A 25,240-nucleotide genomic window follows, 5' to 3' on the forward strand; every position below is an offset into this window, starting at 1 on the left:
AGTGCACGTCCGAAAAATCAATGATTTTCCGGACTGACGGGCATTTGCCCTATCACATGAAAATAAAGCAAAAAAATGTCTGCAAGCAGCCATTTTTTGCTTTACTTTCATGTGGCACTGCTCATTGCTTACTCATATCATAATCTCTGTATTTTCTTTGCTCTTCTCAATGATATGGTTCAATTTGCGGAACGGTATCGCTACAAGAAGTCCAATGACCAGTGAAATAACCAGATAAATTGCAAGTTTTCCGACATAGATCCAGTAATTCATCTGATAGATTCCGCCAATTGTCTCTCTCATGGCATTCATTCCATATGGGAACGGCAGGTATTTATAAAGCGACTGGTAAACCTGCGGCAGCGTCTCAATCGGGAATGTTCCACCCGCACCGGCTACCTGAATAACCATGACAACAATCGCAAGTGCCTCACCGACATTTCCAAATGCAACCGTGAGTGAATAGATAAACAGTGTGAAAACAAAACTGCTGACTGCGGCAGCAACCCAGAATAAAAACGGATTATGACACTGTATCCTTACATAAAACAGATCTCCAAGTACTGTGATCAGCGTCTGCACCTGCCCTACCAGGAAAAAGAGAATATAACGCCCGAAATATGCCTGGTATGGTTTGATATCTGTGATTCCTTCTTCTGGTTCTACTTTTACATGAATGATCGCCACCAGGATCAGAGCCCCTACCCACAGTGCCAGTATCGTATAAAATGGAGCCATGGCAGATCCATAATTTTCAATCTCATAAATTCCAACCGTATCAAGGTTTACCGGAGATGAGATAAAGTTTCCAAGCTGCTGCGGATCTGTCTCGAGTATCTCCATAAACTGTTTGTACTGTTCATCCTGACGCAGTGTCGTAAAATCTGTGATGATCTGCGTAAGTTTATTAAATAATTCCTGTGCCATTTCCAGTGATTCATACAAATCTGCACTTCCGTTTGCAAGTGTATCTTCGTATTTTGAAAGTACTTTTTCCACATCACCAAAATCTGCATTGATACCATTTAAAATCGATGTTGTCGCAATCATGGAATTCTGCATTGCATTCATTGTAGAGTCAAGCTGCGGTTTTACAGAATACTCAAATGCATGCTGCAATGCATCCAGCGCTGTCTTACAGTTTTCGATCTCTGTTGTTATCTGACTCTTTAAGGTACTGATATCTTCCGCTGTTGCAGTTCCATTTTCTGCAAGTCCGTTCAGTTCAAGTTCGATCATCTTTAACCTGTCACGGACATTCTGAATCTGCATCCTTGTTTCATCATCGGCTGTGCCTTCCCAGCTCGAAACTGAATCATTAAACATTTTTTCCAGATAAGGTACCACAGATATTGTTGCATTCAGTCCGTTTCCTGCTGCATCCTCGTATTTTTGCAGTTTTTCCATGTCATTTAACACAACCATTGACACATTGTTTAAGCTGTTCTCAACCAGATCAAAACTGTATGTAACCATCTGCGTCACCGTATCTGTCGTCGCATTTCCGGCAAGGATCAGACTTTCCATGCTGTTTACTGTATCCTGACCGGTGGAAACCATTGAATCAAGTCCCGGAAGCATGACCTGACTGGTCGCAACTATACTCTGTGCAGAATTTAAAATACTTGCAAATGAATTCAGGATATTAATGTAACTCTGCAGATCACCACTTACGTCATTCAGCCGCTGCGTAATCGTATCTGCAAGAGAACCTCCGTCAACATCCGTCCCTGCAACTGCATCCCCAACCTGCATCATTGCCTCTGCAAGTGTGCTCACAAAACTTGAATTCACCTGTTCCTGAACCGAAGTTTTTGCTTTTGATGTAATTTTAGGAGCTATTGCATTTTTCTTTTCATTTTCATAATAGATGATGTCTGGATGTTCAATCTGCCCGCCAAGAAAACTGATCATTTCCTCAGTAAAGTCGTCCGGGATAACAAGAGCTGCATAATATTCGCCACTGTAAACGCCATCTACCGCCTCATCAGATGTGTCGGTAAATACCCAGCCCATAGCTTTGTTTTCCTGTAACGCTTCGACAACAGATGAACCAATGTTGACAGAAATACCAGCCACACTCACACCTTCATCTTCGGATACCACTGCAACTTTCAGGTTTGAAGTTGCACTTGGTCCGTATGGATCCCAGTTTGAAAGTATATTAAACCATGCATAAAGGCATGGAATCACACAAAGTCCCATGATAACCACAACAGCAACCACGTTCTGAAAGATCCTTTTCATATCGGAGATAAAGATTTTAAATATATTTTTCATTCCGTTTTCTCCTCGTTCTCTGCTATCTTCTGAATCTCTGCGTCAGAATTAAACTTTTCGTCCAATTTCTGAATGGCATTTTTAATATTTTCCTCAACTTCATCAAGCTGTTTTCCCATAAGAACATCCACAGATTTATCCTCTTCATCCCGCAGCTCATTTAATTTTTCCTGCAGGTTATAATCTACATACTCGACAAGGATCAGATAAGTTGCAAGTGCAAATAATGATACGATCCATAAGATCAGGAAAACTACCTTGTTACTGTCTGTCCAGAATAAAAGGATCAAAAATATAGGCGGAATGATTGCAATACATTTAAGACCGATCTTGATCCGTTTTTGATTCTGTAAATGGATATTCTGTTCGTACGCAACGAGTTTTCCGTACATTTCCTCGTATCTGCTTTTTTCTTCCATTCTTTTTTCTCCAATTCTGCTATCTATAACAAAATTATTTTTCGTTATGCTTCTGTTACATCATTTTTGTATCTTCCATTCGTTTTTCCACAAAATGATTCAGTTTCACAAATGGAATACGGATCACCAGTCCGATCAAGAGACCTACGACGGCAAAGATCATCAATTCTGACAGATTCTTCATATAGTCGCTGCCATACATACCACCGATCGTTTCACGCATCGCATTGATTGCATACGGGAACGGGAAAAATATGTATATATTCCGGTAAACCGCCGGCAAAAGTTCAATTGGGAATGTTCCTCCTGAACCCGCGATCTGGATTACCATGATCACAACCGCAAGGGCTTTTCCCACATCACCAAACGAAAGTGCAAGGGAATAGATCAGTAATGTAAACGTAACACTGGCAAGTGATGCCACCAGCCAGAACCATCCCGGATACAAAATCTGACAGTGCAGGATATAGATATCTCCTAATACTATGATCAACGCCTGTAACTGTCCCATCACAAAAAACAACAGATATCTTCCGAAAAAGAGCTGATATGATTTTACATTCTCTAAATCTTTTGGTTCTGCTTTTACCTTGATCAGGGCAACAAGGATTGTTCCTCCAACCCAGATTGCAAGAATTGAGTAAAACGGTGTCATTGCTGAACCATAATTTGGAATCGGATAAACTTCCTCCGTTGTAACCAGCACCGGCTGTGAGAAGAATTCTCCATAGCCTTCCGGGTCACCCTTCATAAACTCGATAAACGCCTGTACCTTTTCGTCATCCTCAACCGAATTCAGACGTTCTAACAATTTCGTTAATTTTTCACTTACCCCGTCAATAACAGTCTGAATCTGCTCTAAACTGTCATTTGCACCTGTCACAGTTGTCTCAATTCCGGAAAATACAGAATTCATATCTCCTAAAGTGTCATCTAATCTGGTCAGAATATCTGATACATTATTTAACATCTGACTCATACTGTCGATCACATTATTTAACTGTGGGACAAGGCTTGTCGTATACATCTCCTGCATATTTGCGATTGCCTGGGAACAGGTAGTTAAAACCTGTGTCATATCCGACAAAGACTGATTGATCGCATCTGCAACCATACTTCCTGACACCTGCGTATTGATTGCATCCGTCTTGGAATCTCCTGAAAATCCCATTGCGATCTGGTTAATGCTGCTGATTGCCTTCTCAATATCCGTTGCGCCACCATTGATCGACTCTATCGTCTCAATGATCTTCTGAATGACAGCACGGTCATCATCCGACACGCTCTCCTCAACAATCACCTTTTTTAAATGTTCCTGCAGACGGTTCAGTTCCCGTTGCAATTCCACTGCGTCCAATGCCGCCTGATTCAGACTGTCCGCCGTCTGCTGTGCATCTCCTGCAAGATTCGTTGCATTAATGCTGTCCTGAATCCTGTTCATAGAGTCATTGATACTTGTCATTGTCTGATTTACATTTTCACTGAACGAATTTAATGACGTTTTTGTATCATCCAGACTGCTTCTTGCCGTACCAAAACTCTTTGCGCCATCTGATACTTTATTACTGAGACCCGGAATACTGCCTTTTGCCTCTGCAACTGCCTGTGAAAGTTCTCCGTTGCCGGCAATAAATGTGTCGATCATCTTACTATACCCGATCAGATTTTCATTCAGGTTCTCTAGTTTACTCTGAAAATAGGCAAACTTATCATTTTCTTCCATCTGTTCTGAAATATGATTTGTCTGCTCAAATATATTGCTTGCAAGCACTTCTATAAACTGTTCATTGATACTCTGTTTTAAGGTTGATACTGCAGAATCCGTGATCTTTGTTGCTACGGCATTCTTTTTTTCGTTCTCATAATAAGAAATAGTCGGCCCCTTAAAATCTTCCCGGAACACGTTATACATACTATATGTAAAATCAGAACTGATGATGACTGCCGCATAATATTCGCCACTATAGACGCCTTCTAAAGCCGCATCTTTCGTGTCTGTAAATACCCATCCGATCTTATCATTTTCCTTTAAGCTCTCAATGACCGAATCACCCATATTCACAGTGGTTCCATCATCCATCTGATATCCTGCATCTTCCGTAGCTACCGCAATTTTGATATTTTTTGTATTCGCATACGGATCCCAGTTCGAGTAAATATTAAACCATGCATATAGCGATGGTATGATACAAAGACCTATTGCGATTATCAGTGCAAAAGGATTGCGCACCAGTCTCTTCATATCCCCGCTAAAAATATGCCATATATTTTTCATGCCTCACAAGCTCCTTAACTTTTCCATATTCTTCTTCAATAGCGCAAAAGTCCCTATTATCGGGAAATTATACCATCCGGAATATCGATTGTCAAATTTACCGCTCTTATCCCTTCACTCTGCATCTTTAAATATTTCACCGTCTATTTCAAAAATAAATTGCAGGGGAACTTCCGTTCTATCCTCAAATATAAGTCTGTGATGACAGGTATCTATTTTCCGCACTCTGCCACAGTGTGTAACATAGGCCCCGCCGTCTTTCTTTTCATCCGGCACAAAATAAGTAAGCGTAATCTCCGGTTTTTCCGTAAAATGTTCCAGTAAACAGCGCATTTTTTCATCAAGCTGTTCTTTTTTATCCTCATCAAGTTCTAAAAAATCTTCTGTCCGTCTTGCCGTCTCACGGATTGAATCCTCATGTCCCGTCAGTGCTGCAAAAGGAGAAAATTGCGCTGCTCTGTCTAACAATGCCATCTGCGGATGTTTTACAGAAACATGGTGTGGCAGATGGATGATATCATCATATTTGTGTGTTTCTTTTTCTTTAAACAGATTTTGTTCCCTCATGCTTTGTGTCCCCCGATCTGCCTGTTACGTTCTATACTTGTAGCGCCTTCCTGAAGATTCATCCCCTTTAACATGGCATTTTTCCCATATTTCTTTTTTACACTGAGAACTGCCTCCTGAAGTTTTCTCTCTTTTTCCATTTTTTCCTTTTCCGCCTGCTTTTTTTCTTCTAATGCCGCATAATCCGTAAACAGATCCAACTGTTCAAATGTATCATCCTGTTTTGCTGAAGTTTCATCCGACAGTCTGCAGGCGACAACATAAATCCGGCGGATCAGAAGATCTGGATCTACGATACGGTCATACAACTCCATAACAGCATCCATAATCTGTTTGGTCGATGAAGTCCGGCTTTTCAGATTGATCGTACCGTGAGCGTGTTTTGGCACTTTTCTTCCATAACGGTCAATGGTCACTTCCCCATGATATGCATTTTTACGCTTCGGATCAGTCAGATTATCGATATCATAACCGATGGTAAGTACCATCTGATCTGTAACCAGATGTTTGTCCACAAGATCCAGTACAAGCAGATCCGTCATTTCCCGGACGATCAGCTTTCCCTTTTCAAATTCATATGGACACTGTAATACCTGCCCGGAACTAATGCTGTTTGTCTCCGGCTTGTACGCCTTGATCAGATCGATCGTGGTCGGCTCATACCCCCATGCATGATCGATCAGAAGTTCTGCATTGATGCCAAACATCCTGTATAGCAGATCTTCGTTATAAAAATCCTGTTCCCTCCCCAATGAACAGCGGGCAACATCTCCCATTGTATACAGGCCTGCCGCCTCTAATTTTTTCCGGTATCCACCGCCAACCCTCCAGAAATCTGTCAGCGGTCTGTGATCCCACAGCAGCCGGCGGTAACTCATCTCATCAAGCTCTGCGATCCGCACTCCATTTGCATCCGGTGTCACATGTTTTGCAACAACATCCATCGCAACCTTGCACAGATAAAGATTCGTACCGATACCGGCGGTTGCCGTAACACCGGTTTCTTTTAAAACATCCTGAATCATTTTCTCTGCAAGCTCCCTTGCACTCATCTGATATGTTTTCAGATAATGCGTTACATCCATAAATACTTCATCCACGGAATAAACATGCATATCTTCCGGTGCTACATATTTTAAATAAATATCATAGATCCGGTTACTTTCTTCCATATAAAGCGCCATGCGCGGTGGTGCTGTAATATAAGTCAGTTCCAGTGCCGGATTATTTTTCAGTTCCTTGTCATCTGCTGATTTTCCTGTAAACATTCCACCGGCAATCCGGCTTCTCCGCTCCTTATTGACCTGTTTTACTTTCTGCACCACTTCAAATAATCTTGCACGTCCCGGAATACCGTATGCCTTTAATGACGGTGATACCGCAAGGCAGATCGTTTTCTCCGTTCTGCTCTCGTCTGCCACGACAAGATTTGTCGTCAGCGGATCATATCCTAATTTTACACATTCTACAGATGCATAAAAAGATTTCAGATCGATTGCAATATAAATATGGGATGAATCATTCATGTCCGGACGCCGCCTCTCTTTCTGCTTCTGGTTATAGATATTATTATAGCAGAAAATATGTTCGGTTATCACCCTGTTTTGGAAAAAATTGAAAATATCGGACTATATTAAAATAATGGTACTGATTCTAATAAATCATCCAAAAATAGCCACCTGGATAGTTAGTCCAAATGGCTTATAAAAAATATATCACTTTAATCTATAGATAATCTTTTTCTACAAAATACCCCTCTTCGAAACGTTCTATCAGGCTTTAAAACTGTCTTCTTCCTGCATTCCCTTTTCAAAATACTCTTCTGCTATCATTTTAAATTTATAAAAAACATCATAATACACTGTTGTTATCTTTTCAAAATTTTCTCTTGCAACTGCGCCATCATAATCATGAGCAAGCAGATTTCTTGTTCTCAACATTTGCAGCCAAACATCATCATCAATCAATTTGTTTGAAAATGCCGCCTGTAAATTCGCTCTTGGCGATCCAAGCGCTATATCATTAATACCCAATACTTTGACTAAAATATCCTTCATCACTATCCATGATAAATCAAATGTTAAATTATAATTTTGAGCAGTACCTTCTAACACAAAATCAGCATCCGGGTCTGCTGTTTTACTTTTTTTTAAATTATTCAAACTTCTGCAAAAATTTTTATATCTGTTAATATATTTGTTTTCCATACTTTGCGATATCCTCCAAAAGATACTGGTTTCGAATTGTTTTATATTCCAAAATATCTATCTTACGTAAAGTTTCTATTTTTTCTAGATCCTGTTCAAGTTTATCCATATCCACATCGCCATAAACTACAAAATCAATATCACTATATGGAGTTGCTGTATCTGTTGCGAATGAACCTATAAGAACCAATTTTTTTACACCATTTTTTTTACATATTTCTGCAACTTTTGTAATTAATATATTTACGGGCATTACATTCATGATTCTAAACTAACCCTCCCGTTTCTCAAAACATTTAGAATTCTGATAAAAGTATAAATCATATTCAAATAAATTTATACAGAAAAAGAAACGGGATTCTTGACGATTCAAGAACCACGTTTCTTTCTATAATCTAAATTTATCTTAGAATTTACCAGCTTTGTGAGCTTCCTCAACGGAAACTGCAACTGCAACAGTAGCACCAACCATTGGGTTGTTACCCATTCCGATCAGACCCATCATCTCAACGTGAGCCGGTACAGAAGAGGAACCTGCGAACTGTGCATCAGAGTGCATACGTCCCATAGTATCTGTCATACCGTAGGAAGCAGGACCTGCTGCCATGTTGTCCGGGTGAAGTGTACGTCCTGTACCACCGCCGGAAGCAACTGAGAAGTATTTCTTACCCTGCTCGATACATTCTTTTTTGTATGTACCTGCAACCGGATGCTGGAAACGTGTTGGGTTTGTAGAGTTACCAGTGATGGAAACACCTACGTTCTCATGATGCATGATCGCAACACCTTCCTGAACGTCATCTGCACCATAGCATTTTACAGTTGCACGAAGTCCGTTAGAATATGCTTTCTCATATACAACATTTAATTTTGCAGCTTTGTAATCATACTGTGTCTCAACAAATGTGAATCCGTTGATACGGGAGATGATCTGAGCAGCATCTTTTCCAAGTCCGTTTAAGATAACACGTAATGGTTTCTGACGTACTTTGTTTGCTTTCTCAGCGATACCGATTGCACCCTCAGCAGCTGCAAATGACTCATGTCCTGCTAAGAAGCAGAAGCACTCTGTCTCTTCCTCTAATAACATTTTACCAAGGTTACCATGTCCAAGACCTACTTTTCTGTGGTCTGCAACAGAACCCGGAATACAGAATGCCTGAAGTCCCTCACCGATTGCTGCAGCAGCATCAGCAGCTCTTGTACATCCTTTTTTGATTGCGATTGCAGCACCTACAGTGTAAGCCCAGCAAGCGTTCTCGAAACAGATTGGCTGGATTTTCTTTACCTGATCGTAAACATCAAGTCCAGCATCTTTTGTAATTTTTTCAGCTTCTTCGATAGAGCTGATACCATAGCTGTTTAACACAGCGTTGATCTGGTCAATTCTTCTTTCATATCCTTCAAATAATGCCATTTTCGTCCGTCTCCTTTCCTACTCTTCTCTCGGGTCGATGATTTTAACAGCATCTGCCACACGGCCGTACTGTCCTTTTGCTTTTTCCCATGCAGTGTTAGGATCATCGCCTTTTTTAATGAAGTCAGTCATTTTTCCAAGAGAAACGAACTGATATCCGATAACTTCGTTATTCTCGTCAAGAGCAATACCGGTTACATAACCTTCTGCCATCTCTAAGTAACGAACACCTTTCTCTTTGGTAGCGTACATTGTACCAACCTGGGAACGAAGTCCTTTACCTAAATCCTCAAGACCAGCACCGATTGCAAGACCGTCATCAGAGAATGCACTCTGTGTACGACCATAAACGATCTGTAAGAATAACTCTCTCATTGCTGTATTGATTGCATCACAAACAAGGTCTGTGTTTAATGCTTCAAGAATTGTTTTGCCCTGTAATACCTCTGCTGCCATAGCTGCGGAATGTGTCATACCAGAGCATCCGATTGTCTCAACTAAAGCTTCTTCGATTACACCATTTTTTACATTTAATGAAAGCTTGCAGGCACCCTGCTGAGGAGCACACCAGCCAACACCGTGTGTAAAACCTGAAATATCTTCAATTTTTTTAGAATGAACCCATTTGCCTTCTTCCGGAATTGGAGCTGGTTCATGTTTTGCGCCCTTTGCTACAGGACACATGTTTTCGACTTCCTTAGTGTAAATCATTTTAAGACTCCTTTCACTTAAATAGAACTGTATGTATCAGACTTTGTTATACATTTAACATACCTTACCTATTTTCGCACATTTTGTTGAAATCTACAAGTCCTAATCGAAAAAAATTATCTTTATTCCGTGTATTTGTTTTTATACACTAATCAAAATAATTCAATTCTGAAAAAACTTCCGACCCCAGTCTGCCGGCGTTGCTGATATTTTCCCCATCCACATGAATATATCCTTTTGTTCCGTCTTTGGCACGAACATAGATCCATTCCTTTGCATCGGAACTGATAAAGAATACATCCTGACCGGATGAAACCGTCACCTGGTCTGATGTCTGATCCATAGCCTCCCACAGTGGGAGATCCACATATAATCTGTGCGGTGTGAAATACTGATACCTGTGCATTCCGGTATCCATATACTCTAATTTCCCCGCATCACTGTCATACCACCAGTAGCCATTTAAGTATGCTGTCTCAAGAATATCTGTACGAATTGTTCCATAGATTCCGCTTTGTCCGGTAAAGCCGTTGATACCGCCATTTTTTTCTTTAAAAGGAAAACCAGTAACTTCTCCGGCAAATTCGAGTGTGTTTCCATCATACCGGTAAAAATATGTCACATAATCACCACTCGGCCCATCATCTAAGACAGCAATCTCTAACGAATCATCATAAGCATTAATATCAGTGACATAAAAGCAATCTGTTTCCGGTGTCACCATCGCCGCATATTCGCACAGTTCATATGAAGTTCCATTCACGGTAAGGATACAGGAATACCCTGCATAATCGCCACTCTCTTTCACATCATAACGTATTTCTTCTTCCCTGCCGTCTCCATCAATATCTTCCATAACTTTCTGTCCTGTTTTATACTCTTTCGGATATGGATGTTCGTCTGCATATGTTTTTTCTGCTTCCTGTATCACTTTCAGATTATCTTTCTCTGTCTGGCTTAACACAGACTCGTCAAATGCATCTGTCTCCGCCGTTTTTTCATACCAGGAACATGCATTAAAATAACTCTGCAGATATTCATTGGTAAAACCCCGTCCATGTCTTGCATAGATTTCATTGCGTGCTAACCATAAATCATTGTCCGACATATTGATAAGACTGTCTGTCGAAATTGTCTGTGTCATACTGACCGGAATGATATACTGGTCAGCATCTTTGTGCAGGTTCTGTGTATCAATGACCGCATTCTGTACTACCGTATCTGACTGCTGCATCATCCCTTGATATTCATTTAAAGTATCCTCATTTTCCACATCGCAGCTCACATCCGTAGGCCTCACAACCTCATATAACACTCCATCATCGGTATATCCTAAAATACTTACACCGGCAGCATCCGGATACCATTCCGTGTCTTTGGTAATTCCAAAAAGAAACCCCGTCCCACTTTCTTTCTCATAGGATTTTTTCTGAAAAACAGAAAAACCGGTATCATCTTTTAAAATTACATACTTATCTTCCCAGCTCTCCGGAAACTGCAGCGTGATCTCTTTCCAGATATATTTTTCTTCGGCTGCTTCCATTTTTTCAGACGCACTGCTGTCTATTTCGGATTCTGTTTCATCTGTATCTGAAATTCCTGCTGTTTTCTGCTCATTGCTGTTTATTTTATTTTGTGCAATATCTGGCTCACCACACCCTGCTGTAAAAAGCAAAAGTGCGGCTGTAAACAACCACACTTTATTTTTCATATAATTATGCACTCCTTTCTGTCAGTGCAAAAACTTTTTTATATCATCTGCCGTACTGTGAATTTTCTCTACCGCATTCTGAACCTGTTTTGCAACATCAAGGTTTTCTTCACTGAGTGTATGTACCTGTTCTGCACTCGCCGTAACTTCCTCAGTCGCTGCCGAAAGCTGCGAGCAGTTTACCACAATCTTATTGTTGGAATCTGAAAGTCCGCTTACCTTTTTATTGACCTCTTCAATATGGGCAACCAGCTCACCTATATTTTTATTAAGCAGATTAAATGTTTCTGACGCAGCAAGAATCTTTTCTTTCTGATCTTCCGTTGCCTGTACAGAACCTTCTACTGATACAACCACATCATTTGCATTTGCATTCAGTTCGTTTGTAATTCTCGTGATCTCTTCCGTCGAATTTTTTGTCTGTTCCGCAAGCTGTCTGATCTGCTCTGCTACAACCGCAAAACCTCTTCCGGCTTCTCCGGCACGTGCACTCTCAATAGATGCATTTAACGCCAGCAGGTTTGTCTGGCTTGAAATATTTAAGATCATACCTGCAATCTCTTCTACTTCTTTTGTCTTATCCTGAAGTTTGGTCATTGCCTCAGTAACATCATGATTTGTATTTGTGATCTGCTCTGCCTGATCTTTCAACTCATCCATCACACGCATATTTTCCTGAATGCTGTCATTTGAATTCATTGCGATATCCACCATCTGTTTTGATCGCTCACTTGTTTCCTCGATCGCATCCTGGATCGTTGCAGTCATGGTATTCTGTTCTTCGATGCTGTTTGCATTCATTCCGGAAGCCGTTGTAATCTCCTGCATACTGCCAGTTACAGAATTGGTCGTCTCGACCAGTTTTCCGATCAGGCTGCTGCTCTTAACTGATTCTTCCTGAACAGTTTTGGAAATCTCAAGCACTCCCTGTAAAATTTCATTCTGCTTTTTGTGTTCCTCATCTATGGATCCAAGTGCATCTGCGTTAAACAATAATGTGATCTTTCCAATTCTTGAAACCATAAATAAAACGCCAAGCACGCCGACCACAGAACATATTGTATCCACGTTCAATACAGTAATACCCTTTATTCCCTGAACAATCGTAACGATCACGTAGAGAATACTCACTCCCACACAGGTTCTTTTTAATCCACCTTCATCATAGTACGGAATCTGTAACGCAACTATAACGATCAGTACATACGTAATAAAATGTGCATCTGTCTGTACTCCGACTAACAGATACTCTAATCCCATCTCAAGCGTAGCAATCACTTTTAATTTTGCTGTTGCATGATCTTTATGATAAATAATCGTGTTCAAAACTGATGCGCCTATTATTAATACAGTATTCCCATATACTACTGCATTTACCAGATTCTGATTTGCCATGCGGAGCCACAGATACAGTAAAAACAATATTCCAAGAAATATGGTTGCACCTATATAGAACCGGTTCATCTTTTTGATCCGTTCCGCTTTATCATTATAAATATATTTCTTTTCTTCTTCCATATATTTTATCTCCCTGTACTTAAAATATGATCAATATTTTCTGCCATAACTTATCCGACCTGTCCGGATCTTAAGTTTAAGAATATTATGCTTCTTTTTTCTGTACAACCTCGCCCGGTTTCTTAAAAATTGAGTTTGCCGGGATCACTCCCCTGACACTTGAAAGCGGATATACATTTGTATGTCTGCCGATCACCGTTCCAGGATTTAATACAGAATTGCATCCAACTTCAACAAAATCTCCAAGCATTGCACCAAATTTCTTTAATCCGGTTTCAATTTTTTCATCACCATCTTTTACCACAACCAGTGTCTTATCTGATTTCACATTTGATGTGATTGATCCTGCACCCATGTGTGACTTATAACCCAGAATAGAATCACCAACATAATTGTAATGCGGCACCTGAACGGAATTGAAAATAATATCATTTTTCAGTTCTGTGGAATTGCCGACAACAGAACCCTTTCCTACGATCGCACTGCCGCGGACAAATGCGCAGTGACGGATTTCTGCATCCTCATCAATGATCAGCGGACCGTTTAAACATGCTGTCGGTGCCACTTTTGCACTCTTTGCAACCCAGATATCCTCGCCTCTTTTTTCAAACTTTTCCGGATCTAATGTTGGTCCAAGTTTTTTTATGAACTCACTGATCCCTTTTAAAGCCTCCCATGGATATGTAAACTGTTCTAAATATTCTTTTGCGATTGTTTCATCTAAATCATATAAATTGCTGATTTTTGCGTTTTCCATCTTTTCCTCCATCCCAGAATGTCTCTGTCACATGGATATGAATCCAGTGTGATCCTTGCATTTCTGTTTGCATACTGGTTCTATTGTAAAACGTTTTCACAGATCTGTCAAAATAATATTCGAACACTGCAAAAAAATCTCCGGACAGACAAGAATTTCTGTCTGCCGGAGATCGCTTACGGCATAAACTCATCTAAAAAATTGCTTCCTGCGATCCATTCCTGCTCTTCTTCCTCCTGGAACGCCGCAGCCTCATTTGCCATAGCGGCATAGAAATCATCTGCACCATCCGGTTCAGAGTCCGTCCGTTGTGACTGCTGTGTCTCTGTGCCACCCTGTTCTGCCTGCTGCATCTGCTGTGCCCCATTCTCCTGCACAGCCGTCTGCACTTCTGACTGCCCCTCTGTCTCCTGTTTTTGCAGAGACTGGCTTCCCGGATTGTCAAAATCAAAGCTGATCCGCTCGTCCTCATATTTTAAGCAGGCATCAAATACATTTCCTGCTTTTGAGGTAAATCCGGTCACTTTTTCCTTTGTCTTTCCGGTTTCCAACAGTTCTTTCATGATTTCTTCCGAAAGCTGCACTTTCGCGACCGTATGCCCTAACCGGAAACCACAGTCACACTCATAGTACCACTGGCTTTTCTTTAAGAGTTCCCCACATTTCGGACACTTTACCGTCGTCTCGACCGGCTTTGGTTTCTCCGGGAAATCAAAGGTGATCTGACCTTCTTTCGTCAGTTTTAACGGCGCATCAAATTTCATTCCGGTCTTTGCGATAAATCCTTCGATCACACCGGTCTTTCCATTGGTTAAAAGTTCTTTGACCTGTGCTTCTTTTAATTTTACTCCTGCGATCTGTCCAACCGAAAAACGACAGCTTTCCGGATCATCTTTTTTATAATTTGCGCAGCCATAGCCGAACGGCGTTTTCACCATATCACCGCCGCAGACCGGGCATTTCACATCTTTTAATTTGGGGGCTTCCACATCCGAGAAATCGTATTTTAGTCCGATTACCTTGCCGGATTCGTCTTTTTTTAAAGCAATCCTTGCATCAAACTTCTTTCCTGTCTTTGACTTAAAACCGCGAATCGTTGCTGTCCGGCCTTCTGTCAGAAGCTGTTTCACCTGTGCCTCATTTAACGTTTTTTCTCCCATCTTTCCAATGGAAAAACGGCAGCTTTCCGGGTCATCTTTTTTATAATTCGCACATCCGTAGCCAAACGCTGTCTGTACGATATCACCACCGCAGAGCGGGCAGACTACATCTTTTATCTTCTTTGCCTCCACATGGTCAAAGTCAAATTTTAAATACTTCCGACCGGTTTCATCCGTCTCTAACGCCACACAGGCATCAAATTTTTTCCCGGTCTTCGACTTAAAACCGCGGATTGTCTCCGTTCTGCCGTCGGTCAGAAGTGCTTTCACCTGAGTCTCTGTCAGGTCACGTCCCGCAAGTGTACCGATGGCAAAGCGGCAGCTCTGCGGATTTTGCTGGTCGTAATTCATACAGCCATAACCAAATGATGTTTTCTGGATCTGTCCGCCGCACATCGGGCAGACTACATCTTCTAATATCTCTGCCTCATTCTTTGAAAAATCAAATTCGACTGTTTTTCTGCCATCCTCTCCTGTTTTCAAAAGCAATGCCGCCGAAAACTTCTTTTTATTTTTTGCGGTAAACCCTTTTAAGACCTCCGTCTCTCCTTTTTGCAGCAGATCAGTCAGGTCATCCACACTAAGGGATTTTCCCGCGATTTTTCCAATGGAGAAATAACAGCTTTCCGGATCTTCACGGTGTTTCACACAACTGTAACCAAAAGAAGTGATTTCCATATCAGAACCGCAGACCGGACATTTCACCCCTTCTAATATTTCAGGTTCATTTTTGGAAAAGTCAAAATTGACTGATGCTTTTCCATTCTCATCTTTTTCAAGTACCAATGCAGCAGAAAAGCGTTTTCTGGACTTTGATATAAAGCCGGACAATACCTCTGTGTGCCCTTTGGTCAGAAGCTCCACCACTTCGTCTTCCTCTAAGTCTCTTCCTGCTATGGTTCCGATGGCAAACTTGCATCCGCTTCCATCTTTTTTATAATTACCGCATCCATAACCGAATGGTGTCGTTTCCATATCCCCGCCGCAGACCGGACAGACCGCCTCTATTTTTTTCTTTGCGGCAAGTCCTCTTCCGCCTTTTCCGACAAACGGATGGATCCTCGCCGCAAGATTGCCGGTCAGGTCATGTTCGATCATGGAAACCGTTTCTTTGCGGATAAAATCCTCCAGTTTACTGCGGTAATCTTCCATGATGACCGTTCCACGCGTGATGCCGTCGAGTCCTTTTTCCCAGGAAGCCGTCATCTTCGGATTTAAGAGTGCCGGCACGGTCATGCTCACTACCTCAAACACCATCTCTCCGATCGCTTCCGGGCTTAGCACCTGCGTCTTTTTGTTCAGGTTCAGATACCCGATACGCACCAGTTTGCGGATAATCTCAGCTCTCGTCGCAGAAGTTCCGATTCCGGAGCCTTTGATCTGTTCCCTTAATTCTTCCTCCTCAATGAGCTGTCCGGCATTTTCCATCGCAAGCACCATCGAACCGGAGGTATAGCGTTTCGGCGGTGCGGTCTTTCCCTCTTTGATCTCATAACCGTCCACCTTCAGGGGATCACCGGTCTGTAACTGCCCTGCCAGTTTTAAGAGTCCCGCACTTTCTTCTTCCTTATTTTCATCATTTCCCGGTCTTCCCATGATTTCAAGAAATCCCGGATTTTTCAGCGCCTTTGCAGATGCAAAAAGCTGTTCTGCCCCCACCTGTACCACCAGTTTGGTCGTTTCATACTCAGCCGCCGGATAAAAGATACTTAAGAAGCGGCGCACGATCAGGTCATACACTCTTCTCTGTAAATCGCTTAACGAACCAAGTTCCGTGAGCTGTCCGGTCGGAATGATCGCATAGTGATCTGTGATCTTTGAATCGTCGGTATACTGTGTACGTGCAATGTTCCGGTAAGTACCCTCTTTTAAAATACGCTCCGTATAAGTTTTCGTCGGCTCATAGGTTTTTAAACGATTTAAGTTCTTCCCGATCTCCTTTGCAACTGCCGTCGAGAGCACTCTCGCATCCGTTCTCGGATAAGTCGTCAGTTTTTTCTCATATAAGTCCTGTGCCACCTGTAACGTCTCATCCGGGCTGATCTTATATCGTTTCGAACACTCTGCCTGTAACTCTGCAAGGTTAAATAATAACGGTGCTTTCTTTCTGGATGTGCCGCGCTCTAAGGATTTTACGACCGCCTGTTTTCCGTCAAGTTCACCGATCAGATTTTCCGCGCTTTCGCGCTTTTTAAAACCATTTTCCTTATACAAAAGGGGCGATTCAAAATATTTAGAACCATTTACCGCCTTCCACTCTGCGGTTACTGTCTCCTCCGTTTCCGCGCCTTCCGGCAGGAATCCTCCCACCACACGGTAAAACGGCGTCTCCGCAAAGTTGCGGATCTCCCGCTCACGGATCACGACCATTCCAAGTACACAGGTCATGACTCGTCCCACCGCGATCGCCGTATAACTTTTAGTCGCCGCAGCATCATTCAATAGCTTCCCGTACTTTACCGACATCGCCCTGGAGAAATTGATTCCCATTGCATAATCTTCAATTGTGCGCATAATACCGGATTTTGCCAGATTATCATACTCTGCCATTGGCTTTGCCTCACGAATTCCGCGCAGAATCTCCTCTTCCGTCTGTGAATCGATCCAGACACGGAGCTCTTTCATCCCCGGTCTGACCCCGCCAAAGCGTCTGATATTTTCCTCAATCGTCTGTCCTTCTTTTCCGGCATCGCCTGCCCAGTAGACAGTTTCTATGTCCTCTCTGAAAAGCATCCGATGCACCGTATCATACTGTTTACTGACATCTGGTATTACATTGTATTTATATTCTTCCGGCAGAAACGGTAAATCTTCCAACCGCCATCTTTTGTATTTTTCATCATATGCTTCCGGATAAACCATCTCCACCAAATGGCCGACACACCATGTAATGACATATTTGTCATTTTCAATGTATCCGTCATTTCGTCCGCTCACGCCAAGAATCCTTGCAAACTCCTGCGCTACACTTGGTTTCTCCGTTATTATCAAAGACTTTGCCACTAAAGTATTTCTCCGTTTCTGATTACTTAACCTTTATTTCGCATAAGAGAAATTATAACATTTTTAAATTTTTTAGGCAATATAAAACGCCATCGGAAATCCTCCGATGACGTTTCTATCATCCATGTTTTATTTATTTCTTTGTAATATATCCCTGTGCTTTCAGCAGCTCTGCGCAAAGTACTGCACCGCCTGCTGCACCACGGACTGTGTTATGGGAAAGTCCGACAAATTTCCAGTCGTATACGGTATCCTCTCTTAATCTGCCGACTGAGATACCCATTCCGTTCTCGTAATTAACATCTAAGGAGACCTGCGGTCTGTTGTCTTCCTCTAAGTACTGGATAAACTGCTTTGGTGCGCTCGGAAGACCTAACTCCTGCGGAACACCGCTGAAGTTCTTCAAAGCCTCGATCAGCTGCTCTTTTGTCGGGTTTTTCTTAAATTTAACAAATACTGCTGCTGTATGTCCGTTTAATACCGGAACACGGATACACTGACAGGTAATGACCGGTGATTCTGCCGGAACGATCGCTTTTTTCTCGTCATCAACATAACCCCAGATACGAAGCGGCTCTTTCTCAGATTTTTCTTCCTCACCACCGATGTAAGGAATGATGTTTCCTACCATCTCAGGCCAGTCTTTAAATGTCTTTCCGGCACCGGAGATCGCCTGATAGGTTGTAGCAACCACTTCATACGGCTCGAACTCTTTCCATGCAGTAAGTACCGGTGCATAGCTCTGGATGGAGCAGTTTGGTTTTACAGCAACAAAACCACGCTTCGTGCCAAGACGCTCTTTCTGGTATTTGATAACTTCCATATGCTCCGGGTTTATTTCCGGCACTACCATAGGAACATCCGGTGTCCAGCGGTGTGCACTGTTATTGGAAACAACAGGTGTCTCTGTTTTTGCGTAATCTTCCTCGATCTTTTTGATCTCCTCTTTGGTCATATCCACTGCGGAAAATACGAAATCAACCTCTGCTGCTACCTTCTCCACTTCATTGACATTCATGACAACGATATTTTTTACTGCCTCCGGCATCGGTGTATCCATTTTCCAACGGTCACCAACTGCCTGCTCATAAGTCTTTCCGGCGCTTCTAGGACTTGCTGCAATGGTTGTCACCTCAAACCATGGGTGATTTTCCAGAAGAGAGATAAATCTCTGTCCTACCATACCTGTTCCGCCAAGAATACCAACTTTTAACTTTTCGCTCATTTTGCTCTAATCTCCTCGTCCCTTATTCTCTGTTTGTCCGTCTGTCGCAAACATGTGTCTTTCATAGTAAATATATTATGCTATTTTCCCGAAAAAAGCAATGCTTATTTTGTCAAAGTTTCCTGTATTTTTAGCAAAAACTTGTACATTTGTCACAACAACACGTCAGTGTACAAAAGTGTTACATCCATTCTTTGCTCAGATATTCGCGCTCTTTTTCAATGACTTTCTCCATTGCTTCCCTGCCAGGTGCGCCAATCGTCAGACGTTTATTGACACATGTTTCCATGGAGATCGCATCATAGATGTCCTCCTCGAATACCGGACTGATCGCTTTTAATTCTTCCAGACTCATGTCATCGATCGGAATCTTTTTATCAAGGCAGTAAAGTACGATACGACCAACGATTCCATGTGCATCACGGAATGGAACGCCATGATTTACCAGATAATCTGCTGCATCTGTTGCGTTTGTAAATCCATGATTTGCAGACTGACGCATTCTTTCTTTATTAAAACGCATGGTTGCAAGCATTCCATTGAATAATGCAACACATCCCTTTACTGTGTCCATCGCATCAAAAGAAAGCTCCTTATCTTCCTGCATATCTTTATTGTATGCAAGCGGGATTCCTTTCATTGTCGTAAGCAAAGACATCAGCGCACCATAGACACGTCCGGTCTTACCACGAACCAGTTCTGCGATATCCGGGTTTTTCTTCTGTGGCATGATACTGCTTCCGGTACTGTACGCATCATCGATTTCAACAAACTGATATTCGTTGGAGTTCCAGATGATCACTTCCTCAGAAAAACGGGAAAGATGCATCATGATCGTTGCACACGCAGATAAAAACTCGATCAGATAATCGCGGTCTGAAACGCCGTCCATACTGTTTAAAGTTGGTCCATAAAAGCCAAGCAGTTCCGCAGTATACTCGCGGTCTAACGGATAAGTTGTACCGGCAAGCGCCCCGGAACCGAGCGGGCAGTAATTCATACGCTCGTAAATATCATGCAGACGCAGACGGTCACGCTTGAACATTTCAAAATAAGCACCCATATGATGTGCCAGCGTGATCGGCTGTGCTTTCTGCAAATGGGTAAAGCCCGGCATGATCGTCTCTGTATTTTCTTCCATAATATGTAAGATCGTGGTCAGAAGTTCTTTTAACAGTCCATCCACTGCAAGCACCTCGTCTCTGGTGTAAAGACGCATATCAAGTGCCACCTGGTCATTACGGCTGCGTCCGGTATGAAGCTTTTTACCGGTATCACCGAGACGGTCGATTAAATTTGCCTCCACAAAACTGTGAATATCTTCGTATTCTGATGTGATCTCTAATTTTCCGCTCTCCACATCTTCTTTGATCTCCTGCAGTGTCGTGACGATATCGTTCATTTCCTGTTCTGTTAAAATACCCTGTTTTCCAAGCATTTTTACATGTGCGATACTGCCCTCGATATCCTGTTTATAAAATTTCTGATCAAATGTGATAGACGCATTGAAATTATATACAAGCTGGTCTGTTGCCTTTGTGAAACGTCCTCCCCATAACTGTGCCATATCTAAATCCTCACTTTCGTTGTCATAATTACATTTCATTCTACATGAAGTGCTGCATCCCCGCAAGTCCCTGTTGTATTTTTATGCACCGGCTATACATGCTGTCATGCATGCCTCTCCGCTTCCTTCGCCGCGATCTGTGCATCCCTTTCCTTTTTCGAAAAAACACAGCCGCAGTAATACTGGCGGTACATGCCATATTCTTCGGAAAGCTCCACGGAACGCTTGTATCCGTTTTTCTTTTTAAAATCAGAATTTAAGTATGAAATCCCATATTCCTCAGATAAACGATCCCCGATCTCATTTAATTTTTCTGCATTTTTAAGCGGACTGATGGATAATGTCGTTGTAAAATAATCCATATGAAGTTTATTTGCAATCTCGGCCGATTCCCGGAGCCGCAGTTCATAGCAGCGGAAACACCTCTCACCGCCCTCTTTCACGTCCTCTAGTCCCTGCGCCATCTGATAAAAACGTTCTTTATCATAATTTCCCTCTACAAAAGAAACTGGATATTTTGCCGGCAGTCTCTCGACAAAGCGCTGCTGCTCTTTTACACGTTTAAAATATTCCTCTTCCGGATAAATATTCGGATTATAATAAAAAACCGTGATTTTAAAATACTGTGACAGATACTCTAAGCAGTAAGAACTGCAGGGTGCACAACAACTGTGTAACAGCAGGGTGGGCACTTTGTTCTCACTCTGGTTTTTCGCTATGGTCTCCTCAAGCATTTTCTGATAATTCTGTTTCAATTTTCTGCCTCCCATGACAATATTTCTTCTGCCCGCGCCCTCCATGTATGCCCGGTACAGAATGTCTGATATGCATTGTCCCGGATCTTTTCCCGAAGTCTGTCATTTTCCATCAGTTCTCCGACAGCTTCCGACAGCGAACCTATTTCTGACAGCGAATAAAACATCAGATCCTCCCTGTTTTTAAAATGCGAACGCCTGTACGGATTCTCATCTGTCAGCACCACAGTACGGTTTGCCATCCCGGCAATCGCCCTGTCATGGATGCCCCGGTTAAAAATCGGCGAAACATCAAGCATGATCTGGTTTCTCGCAATTTTCTCAAAAGAAAGATCAAAGGTAACCGGCTTTTCGATCGTCAGATATTTCTCATAGGGAGTCTGATATTTTTCCCATCCCTCACCGACTAACCGTACCGGTATCTTTCTTTTTAAAAGCTCATCAAGTGCCGCTTTCCTGAAATAATCCCTGATGTAGGCATCCGATGCATACATTGTATTCATAAAAAGAGCAAACTGCGCACTGTCAAGTTCCATGTCATTTTCTTTCAGGCATGCCCGAAATGCTTCCTCCATCGGAAGTTCCGGCGTCCCGATCCTCATTTCTATGATCCTTTTCATCAATCCGCAAAAAGGCTCCGGTGCTGCTTTCACAATATCATATACCTTATCCGGTGCATCATAAGTTCCTATAAAAAGGATCCGATCCGCAGGATTTTTTTCCCCGTCAAATAATGCAACCGTCGCTCCAAGCGGGAGCATATGCACGCTCTTTACATTTGGATGATATTTTCTGACATAATCAGCCTGTCCTTCATCCAGCACGATCACATGAAAATTTTTTGCCTGTGTCATCAGACAGTTATAATGAAATAATGGATGATCCAAAATATAATCGTAAAATGGACCATCGATCAGGTCTGTCACCGGTGTTCCGTCATCCATCGCAAGTCTTGGAAGCAGAGAGTTAAAGTCAAAAACTGCACGATATTTTTTTCCAAAAAATGGAGAAAGTACCTTATCAAGATCATCTTTGGATGTAAACTCACATACTGTCGTCTCATAGCCTGCTTCTTCAAACGCACCTGCAAGCTGATGGGCAAAAAAGTTTCCCGACAAATAACAGATTTCCCTGGAACAGAATACTAAAATCTTTTCCTGTGCTTTCATCCGTTTTTCCTCCCGTAAAATACAAACGGACTCCTGCTAAAAGTCTCCCCAAAGCAAAAGTCCGTTTTCATTCTCATTCCTTACTCTCTTACATAACGCAGGCACAAAATTCCAACTAAATATTCTACCACGCAAAGCACCATAAAAACAGTTGCTCCGGCGAAAACCCCTGCTACGATCTGAGCGATCACAGCAATCGCATGCAGCCAGACCGGTACATCATGCAGGCAGCAGGCAATCCCTGCTTCTAACAATACGATCAGACAAACCGGAACAACCGGCATATGCAGAGCAATAATTCCTGCCAGAATAACCGCAAGTGCTGCAACAATGACTGCAAACAGCATCAGCATACTCTGATTCTCTGCAAATAACGTTCCAAGGATACCCCCTATACTCTTTTTTCTGCGCTGCTTTATGGATACGCGCGGCTCCTCTTTTTTTACATAATTTTCAGGTTCACTCATACCTTAATACCTCTCCTCTTTCTGCTATAATGTCATCCGGTCAAATGATCTGCTTACCGGAAAACACGTCATCTTTCTGCATTATATCAATTTATATAAAAAAGAACAAGTAGTTTTCACTTTACCCTCTTTCAAAAAGGATGTATACTGATACAACGAAAATAATTATCTGACAGAAATGGAGAACCCGATGAATCATACAACGATCAACAAACCTGATACATGGTGTTCCATGTGGGGAAATGCAGTTTCAATCGCAGAACACCGGCCGGAAAGCTATGCAAAAGATATTACACTCCGCTATCCGGTCTATGCGCCATTTGACGGAACATCTTTAAGATTTACCTTTGACAATTACTGTGGAAGCGAACCTGTCTCTATCACAAAGGCAACCGTCTCCGTCGCGGACTTCAATACCAACAGCGATTCTGCCCCCAAAATTAATCTGTCCTGCCCGCAGAAGAAATCGACAACAACACAGATTACTTTTTGGGGCAATCCTTCTGTGACACTTGATGCACACAAGCGTATTGTAAGCGATGAAGTTTCCTTTCAGGTTCAGGCAGGACAGACACTTTGTGTCAATCTTTATTTTGCAGACTTTACGCTGATGCAGTCCGCTGTTCTGATCACAGGTCCTCTCTCGAAAGGATTTTTCTCACTGGGTGATCAGACATTAACAGAAGATCTTCCTCTTGATACAAGCAAAACGACAAGCTGGTTTTATTTTTTAAGCAATATTGATATTTTAACATCATCCGACAACCATGCTGTGATCTGCTATGGTGACTCCATTACCGCACAGGCATGGCCGGATGAACTAACGCTCCGTTTAAGACGTGAGGGCAGAAAACACACTTCCATCATCCGACGCGCTGCAAGCGGTACCAGAATTCTGCGCCAGTATGACTGCATTACCTATGATTCCTACGGTTTAAAAGGAAGCAACCGCTTTTTGCATGAAATACCGGCCGCCGGTGCCGATACTATCATTATCCAGCAGGGGATCAATGATATCATTCACCCGGTTGGAACAGATATCAATCCGTTCCGTCCCATGAGCGATCTTCCAACAGCAGAAGAACTCATAGACGGTCTCAAATGGTACACTGACCAGGCACACTCTCTTGGATTGTCTGTCTATATCGGAACACTGCTTCCGATCGAAGGCTGGCGTACCTATGCCCCGTTCCGTGAAGAACTGAAAAATAAAGTCAATGAATGGATCCGCCAGGCGGACGGCTTTGAAGGCTGCATTGATTTTGACCTTGCCGTACGTGACAGCACCAATCCTGCTGCATTCAAAGCAGGCTATGACAGTGGCGACCATCTTCACCCAAGCAGTGCCGGTTACAAGGCAATGGCTGATGCTGTATCTTTACGCTTCCTCTAAATGCTTTCTTACTCTCTGGATCAGCATCTCCAATGCAACCGCATTTTCGCCACCCTCCGGGATTATGATATCTGCACGGCGTTTACTCGGTTCCACAAACTGTTCATGCATCGGTTTTACAGTCGTTAAATACTGATTTATGACACTGTCTAAGGAGCGTCCACGGTCTTTTACATCTCTTACGATCCTTCTTAGAATACGCACATCCGCATCCGTATCTACAAATACACGGATATCCATCAGTTCACACAAGGCCGGCTCGGCAAAGATCAAAATACCCTCAAGTACGATCACCGGTGCCGGCTCCACAAGGATCGTCCTGTCGGAACGGTTGTGAACCGTATAATCATAGACCGGCATCTGCACGGCATTGCCCTTTTTCAGCTCTTTGATATGTTCACATAACAGTTCTGTATCAAATGCATCCGGATGATCATAATTTAACTTTGAGCGGTCTTCATAACTCATCTCATCATGGCGTTTATAATAATTATCATGACGCAGAATACTGACTTCATCACGTCCAAAGCTGTCAACCACTTTATCTGCCAGCGTCGTTTTCCCGCTTCCTGTTCCTCCTGCAATTCCAATTAAAATCGTATTTTTCTCTGCCATAATACCGTTTCCTTTCACATTCTG

At 42.3% G+C, this 25,240-nt stretch carries 20 protein-coding genes; 1 reads left to right on the top strand and 19 read right to left on the bottom strand.

The window, feature by feature from the left end; all coding sequences use genetic code 11:
• Positions 1 to 132: 132 nt before the first annotated feature.
• The 18 genes from H8S51_RS10775 to H8S51_RS10860 all read right to left on the bottom strand — a co-directional run bounded on the left by H8S51_RS10775 (position 133) and on the right by H8S51_RS10860 (position 23,208).
• On the bottom strand, positions 133 to 2,280 hold the full coding sequence (locus H8S51_RS10775; protein ID WP_117918930.1) for a YhgE/Pip domain-containing protein: 2,148 nt from the start codon (positions 2,278 to 2,280) through the stop codon (positions 133 to 135).
• Positions 2,277 to 2,699 carry a hypothetical protein gene (locus H8S51_RS10780; RefSeq protein WP_186898717.1) on the bottom strand — a complete coding sequence of 141 codons (423 nt, stop codon included), beginning with the start codon at positions 2,697 to 2,699 and terminating at the stop codon, positions 2,277 to 2,279. Before H8S51_RS10780 ends, H8S51_RS10775 begins: the two co-directional genes overlap by 4 nt.
• 55 nt (positions 2,700 to 2,754) lie before the next feature.
• On the bottom strand, positions 2,755 to 4,974 hold the full coding sequence (locus H8S51_RS10785; protein ID WP_186898716.1) for a YhgE/Pip domain-containing protein: 2,220 nt from the start codon (positions 4,972 to 4,974) through the stop codon (positions 2,755 to 2,757).
• A 114-nt stretch (positions 4,975 to 5,088) separates the two neighbouring features.
• Complete coding sequence (locus tag H8S51_RS10790; protein WP_117918936.1) at positions 5,089 to 5,541, bottom strand: hypothetical protein; 453 nt, start codon at positions 5,539 to 5,541, stop codon at positions 5,089 to 5,091.
• Positions 5,538 to 7,067: a Y-family DNA polymerase gene (locus tag H8S51_RS10795; protein WP_186898715.1), complete on the bottom strand. Its 1,530-nt coding sequence runs from the start codon at positions 7,065 to 7,067 to the stop codon at positions 5,538 to 5,540. Before H8S51_RS10795 ends, H8S51_RS10790 begins: the two co-directional genes overlap by 4 nt.
• Positions 7,068 to 7,313: 246 nt before the next feature.
• Positions 7,314 to 7,748: an HI0074 family nucleotidyltransferase substrate-binding subunit gene (locus H8S51_RS10800; protein ID WP_186898714.1), complete on the bottom strand. Its 435-nt coding sequence runs from the start codon at positions 7,746 to 7,748 to the stop codon at positions 7,314 to 7,316.
• The gene (locus tag H8S51_RS10805; protein ID WP_117918942.1) at positions 7,729 to 8,010 is read right to left on the bottom strand and encodes a nucleotidyltransferase family protein; all 282 of its coding nucleotides are present in this window, start codon (positions 8,008 to 8,010) and stop codon (positions 7,729 to 7,731) included. Before H8S51_RS10805 ends, H8S51_RS10800 begins: the two co-directional genes overlap by 20 nt.
• A gap of 144 nt (positions 8,011 to 8,154) precedes the next feature.
• Entirely contained in the window at positions 8,155 to 9,165 is a 1,011-nt protein-coding gene (locus H8S51_RS10810) for a GGGtGRT protein (protein ID WP_006858744.1), read from the bottom strand.
• A gap of 18 nt (positions 9,166 to 9,183) precedes the next feature.
• Positions 9,184 to 9,876 carry an iron-sulfur cluster assembly scaffold protein gene (locus tag H8S51_RS10815; protein ID WP_006858743.1) on the bottom strand — a complete coding sequence of 231 codons (693 nt, stop codon included), beginning with the start codon at positions 9,874 to 9,876 and terminating at the stop codon, positions 9,184 to 9,186.
• Between the two features lie 148 nt (positions 9,877 to 10,024).
• Entirely contained in the window at positions 10,025 to 11,587 is a 1,563-nt protein-coding gene (locus H8S51_RS10820) for a YARHG domain-containing protein (protein WP_186898713.1), read from the bottom strand.
• 21 nt (positions 11,588 to 11,608) lie between these two features.
• Positions 11,609 to 13,105, bottom strand: a complete 1,497-nt coding sequence (locus H8S51_RS10825) for a methyl-accepting chemotaxis protein (RefSeq protein ID WP_186898712.1) — start codon at positions 13,103 to 13,105, stop codon at positions 11,609 to 11,611.
• Between the two features lie 85 nt (positions 13,106 to 13,190).
• Positions 13,191 to 13,862 (bottom strand): LbetaH domain-containing protein, encoded by a 672-nt coding sequence (locus H8S51_RS10830; RefSeq protein WP_182384816.1) that lies wholly within the window; start codon positions 13,860 to 13,862, stop codon positions 13,191 to 13,193.
• Positions 13,863 to 14,038: 176 nt separating this feature from the next.
• Positions 14,039 to 18,025, bottom strand: a complete 3,987-nt coding sequence (locus H8S51_RS10835; protein WP_186898711.1) for a DNA topoisomerase III — start codon at positions 18,023 to 18,025, stop codon at positions 14,039 to 14,041.
• A gap of 133 nt (positions 18,026 to 18,158) precedes the next feature.
• Positions 18,159 to 19,250, bottom strand: coding sequence for an aspartate-semialdehyde dehydrogenase (asd, locus tag H8S51_RS10840; RefSeq protein WP_186898710.1), 1,092 nt, complete (start codon positions 19,248 to 19,250; stop codon positions 18,159 to 18,161).
• Positions 19,251 to 19,431: 181 nt separating this feature from the next.
• A complete protein-coding gene (argH, locus tag H8S51_RS10845; RefSeq protein ID WP_186898709.1) occupies positions 19,432 to 20,817 on the bottom strand; it encodes an argininosuccinate lyase in 1,386 nt (461 codons plus the stop codon).
• Positions 20,818 to 20,921: 104 nt separating this feature from the next.
• On the bottom strand, positions 20,922 to 21,587 hold the full coding sequence (locus H8S51_RS10850) for an epoxyqueuosine reductase QueH (RefSeq protein ID WP_186898708.1): 666 nt from the start codon (positions 21,585 to 21,587) through the stop codon (positions 20,922 to 20,924).
• Positions 21,569 to 22,741, bottom strand: a complete 1,173-nt coding sequence (locus H8S51_RS10855) for a glycosyltransferase (protein ID WP_186898707.1) — start codon at positions 22,739 to 22,741, stop codon at positions 21,569 to 21,571. Before H8S51_RS10855 ends, H8S51_RS10850 begins: the two co-directional genes overlap by 19 nt.
• Positions 22,742 to 22,821: 80 nt before the next feature.
• Positions 22,822 to 23,208: a hypothetical protein gene (locus tag H8S51_RS10860; RefSeq protein WP_117918958.1), complete on the bottom strand. Its 387-nt coding sequence runs from the start codon at positions 23,206 to 23,208 to the stop codon at positions 22,822 to 22,824.
• A 190-nt stretch (positions 23,209 to 23,398) separates the two neighbouring features.
• On the opposite strand from H8S51_RS10860, the gene H8S51_RS10865 reads away from it, so the two are divergent.
• Entirely contained in the window at positions 23,399 to 24,601 is a 1,203-nt protein-coding gene (locus tag H8S51_RS10865) for a GDSL-type esterase/lipase family protein (protein ID WP_241070682.1), read from the top strand.
• On the opposite strand, the gene udk is transcribed toward H8S51_RS10865, so the two are convergent.
• The gene (udk, locus tag H8S51_RS10870; protein ID WP_186898705.1) at positions 24,587 to 25,216 is read right to left on the bottom strand and encodes a uridine kinase; all 630 of its coding nucleotides are present in this window, start codon (positions 25,214 to 25,216) and stop codon (positions 24,587 to 24,589) included. The genes H8S51_RS10865 and udk overlap by 15 nt on opposite strands.
• Positions 25,217 to 25,240 lie beyond the last annotated feature (24 nt).

Origin of the sequence: Roseburia rectibacter, assembly GCF_014287515.2 — a bacterium.
Taxonomy (GTDB): Bacteria; Bacillota; Clostridia; order Lachnospirales; family Lachnospiraceae; genus Roseburia; species Roseburia rectibacter.

Bases quoted from the DNA above. Each gene is read 5' to 3' on its own strand.
- H8S51_RS10815 (WP_006858743.1), bottom strand. From the start codon at position 9,876: ATGATTTACACTAAGGAAGTCGAAAACATGTGTCCTGTAGCAAAGGGC.
- H8S51_RS10795 (WP_186898715.1), bottom strand. From the start codon at position 7,067: ATGAATGATTCATCCCATATTTATATTGCAATCGATCTGAAATCTTTT.
- H8S51_RS10855 (WP_186898707.1), bottom strand. From the start codon at position 22,741: ATGAAAGCACAGGAAAAGATTTTAGTATTCTGTTCCAGGGAAATCTGT.
- H8S51_RS10810 (WP_006858744.1), bottom strand. From the start codon at position 9,165: ATGGCATTATTTGAAGGATATGAAAGAAGAATTGACCAGATCAACGCT.
- H8S51_RS10865 (WP_241070682.1), top strand. From the start codon at position 23,399: ATGAATCATACAACGATCAACAAACCTGATACATGGTGTTCCATGTGG.
- H8S51_RS10775 (WP_117918930.1), bottom strand. From the start codon at position 2,280: ATGAAAAATATATTTAAAATCTTTATCTCCGATATGAAAAGGATCTTT.
- H8S51_RS10805 (WP_117918942.1), bottom strand. From the start codon at position 8,010: ATGAATGTAATGCCCGTAAATATATTAATTACAAAAGTTGCAGAAATA.
- H8S51_RS10780 (WP_186898717.1), bottom strand. From the start codon at position 2,699: ATGGAAGAAAAAAGCAGATACGAGGAAATGTACGGAAAACTCGTTGCG.
- H8S51_RS10825 (WP_186898712.1), bottom strand. From the start codon at position 13,105: ATGGAAGAAGAAAAGAAATATATTTATAATGATAAAGCGGAACGGATC.
- H8S51_RS10790 (WP_117918936.1), bottom strand. From the start codon at position 5,541: ATGAGGGAACAAAATCTGTTTAAAGAAAAAGAAACACACAAATATGAT.
- asd (WP_186898710.1), bottom strand. From the start codon at position 19,250: ATGAGCGAAAAGTTAAAAGTTGGTATTCTTGGCGGAACAGGTATGGTA.
- H8S51_RS10830 (WP_182384816.1), bottom strand. From the start codon at position 13,862: ATGGAAAACGCAAAAATCAGCAATTTATATGATTTAGATGAAACAATC.
- H8S51_RS10785 (WP_186898716.1), bottom strand. From the start codon at position 4,974: ATGAAAAATATATGGCATATTTTTAGCGGGGATATGAAGAGACTGGTG.
- H8S51_RS10800 (WP_186898714.1), bottom strand. From the start codon at position 7,748: ATGGAAAACAAATATATTAACAGATATAAAAATTTTTGCAGAAGTTTG.
- udk (WP_186898705.1), bottom strand. From the start codon at position 25,216: ATGGCAGAGAAAAATACGATTTTAATTGGAATTGCAGGAGGAACAGGA.
- H8S51_RS10850 (WP_186898708.1), bottom strand. From the start codon at position 21,587: ATGGGAGGCAGAAAATTGAAACAGAATTATCAGAAAATGCTTGAGGAG.
- H8S51_RS10860 (WP_117918958.1), bottom strand. From the start codon at position 23,208: ATGAGTGAACCTGAAAATTATGTAAAAAAAGAGGAGCCGCGCGTATCC.
- argH (WP_186898709.1), bottom strand. From the start codon at position 20,817: ATGGCACAGTTATGGGGAGGACGTTTCACAAAGGCAACAGACCAGCTT.
- H8S51_RS10820 (WP_186898713.1), bottom strand. From the start codon at position 11,587: ATGAAAAATAAAGTGTGGTTGTTTACAGCCGCACTTTTGCTTTTTACA.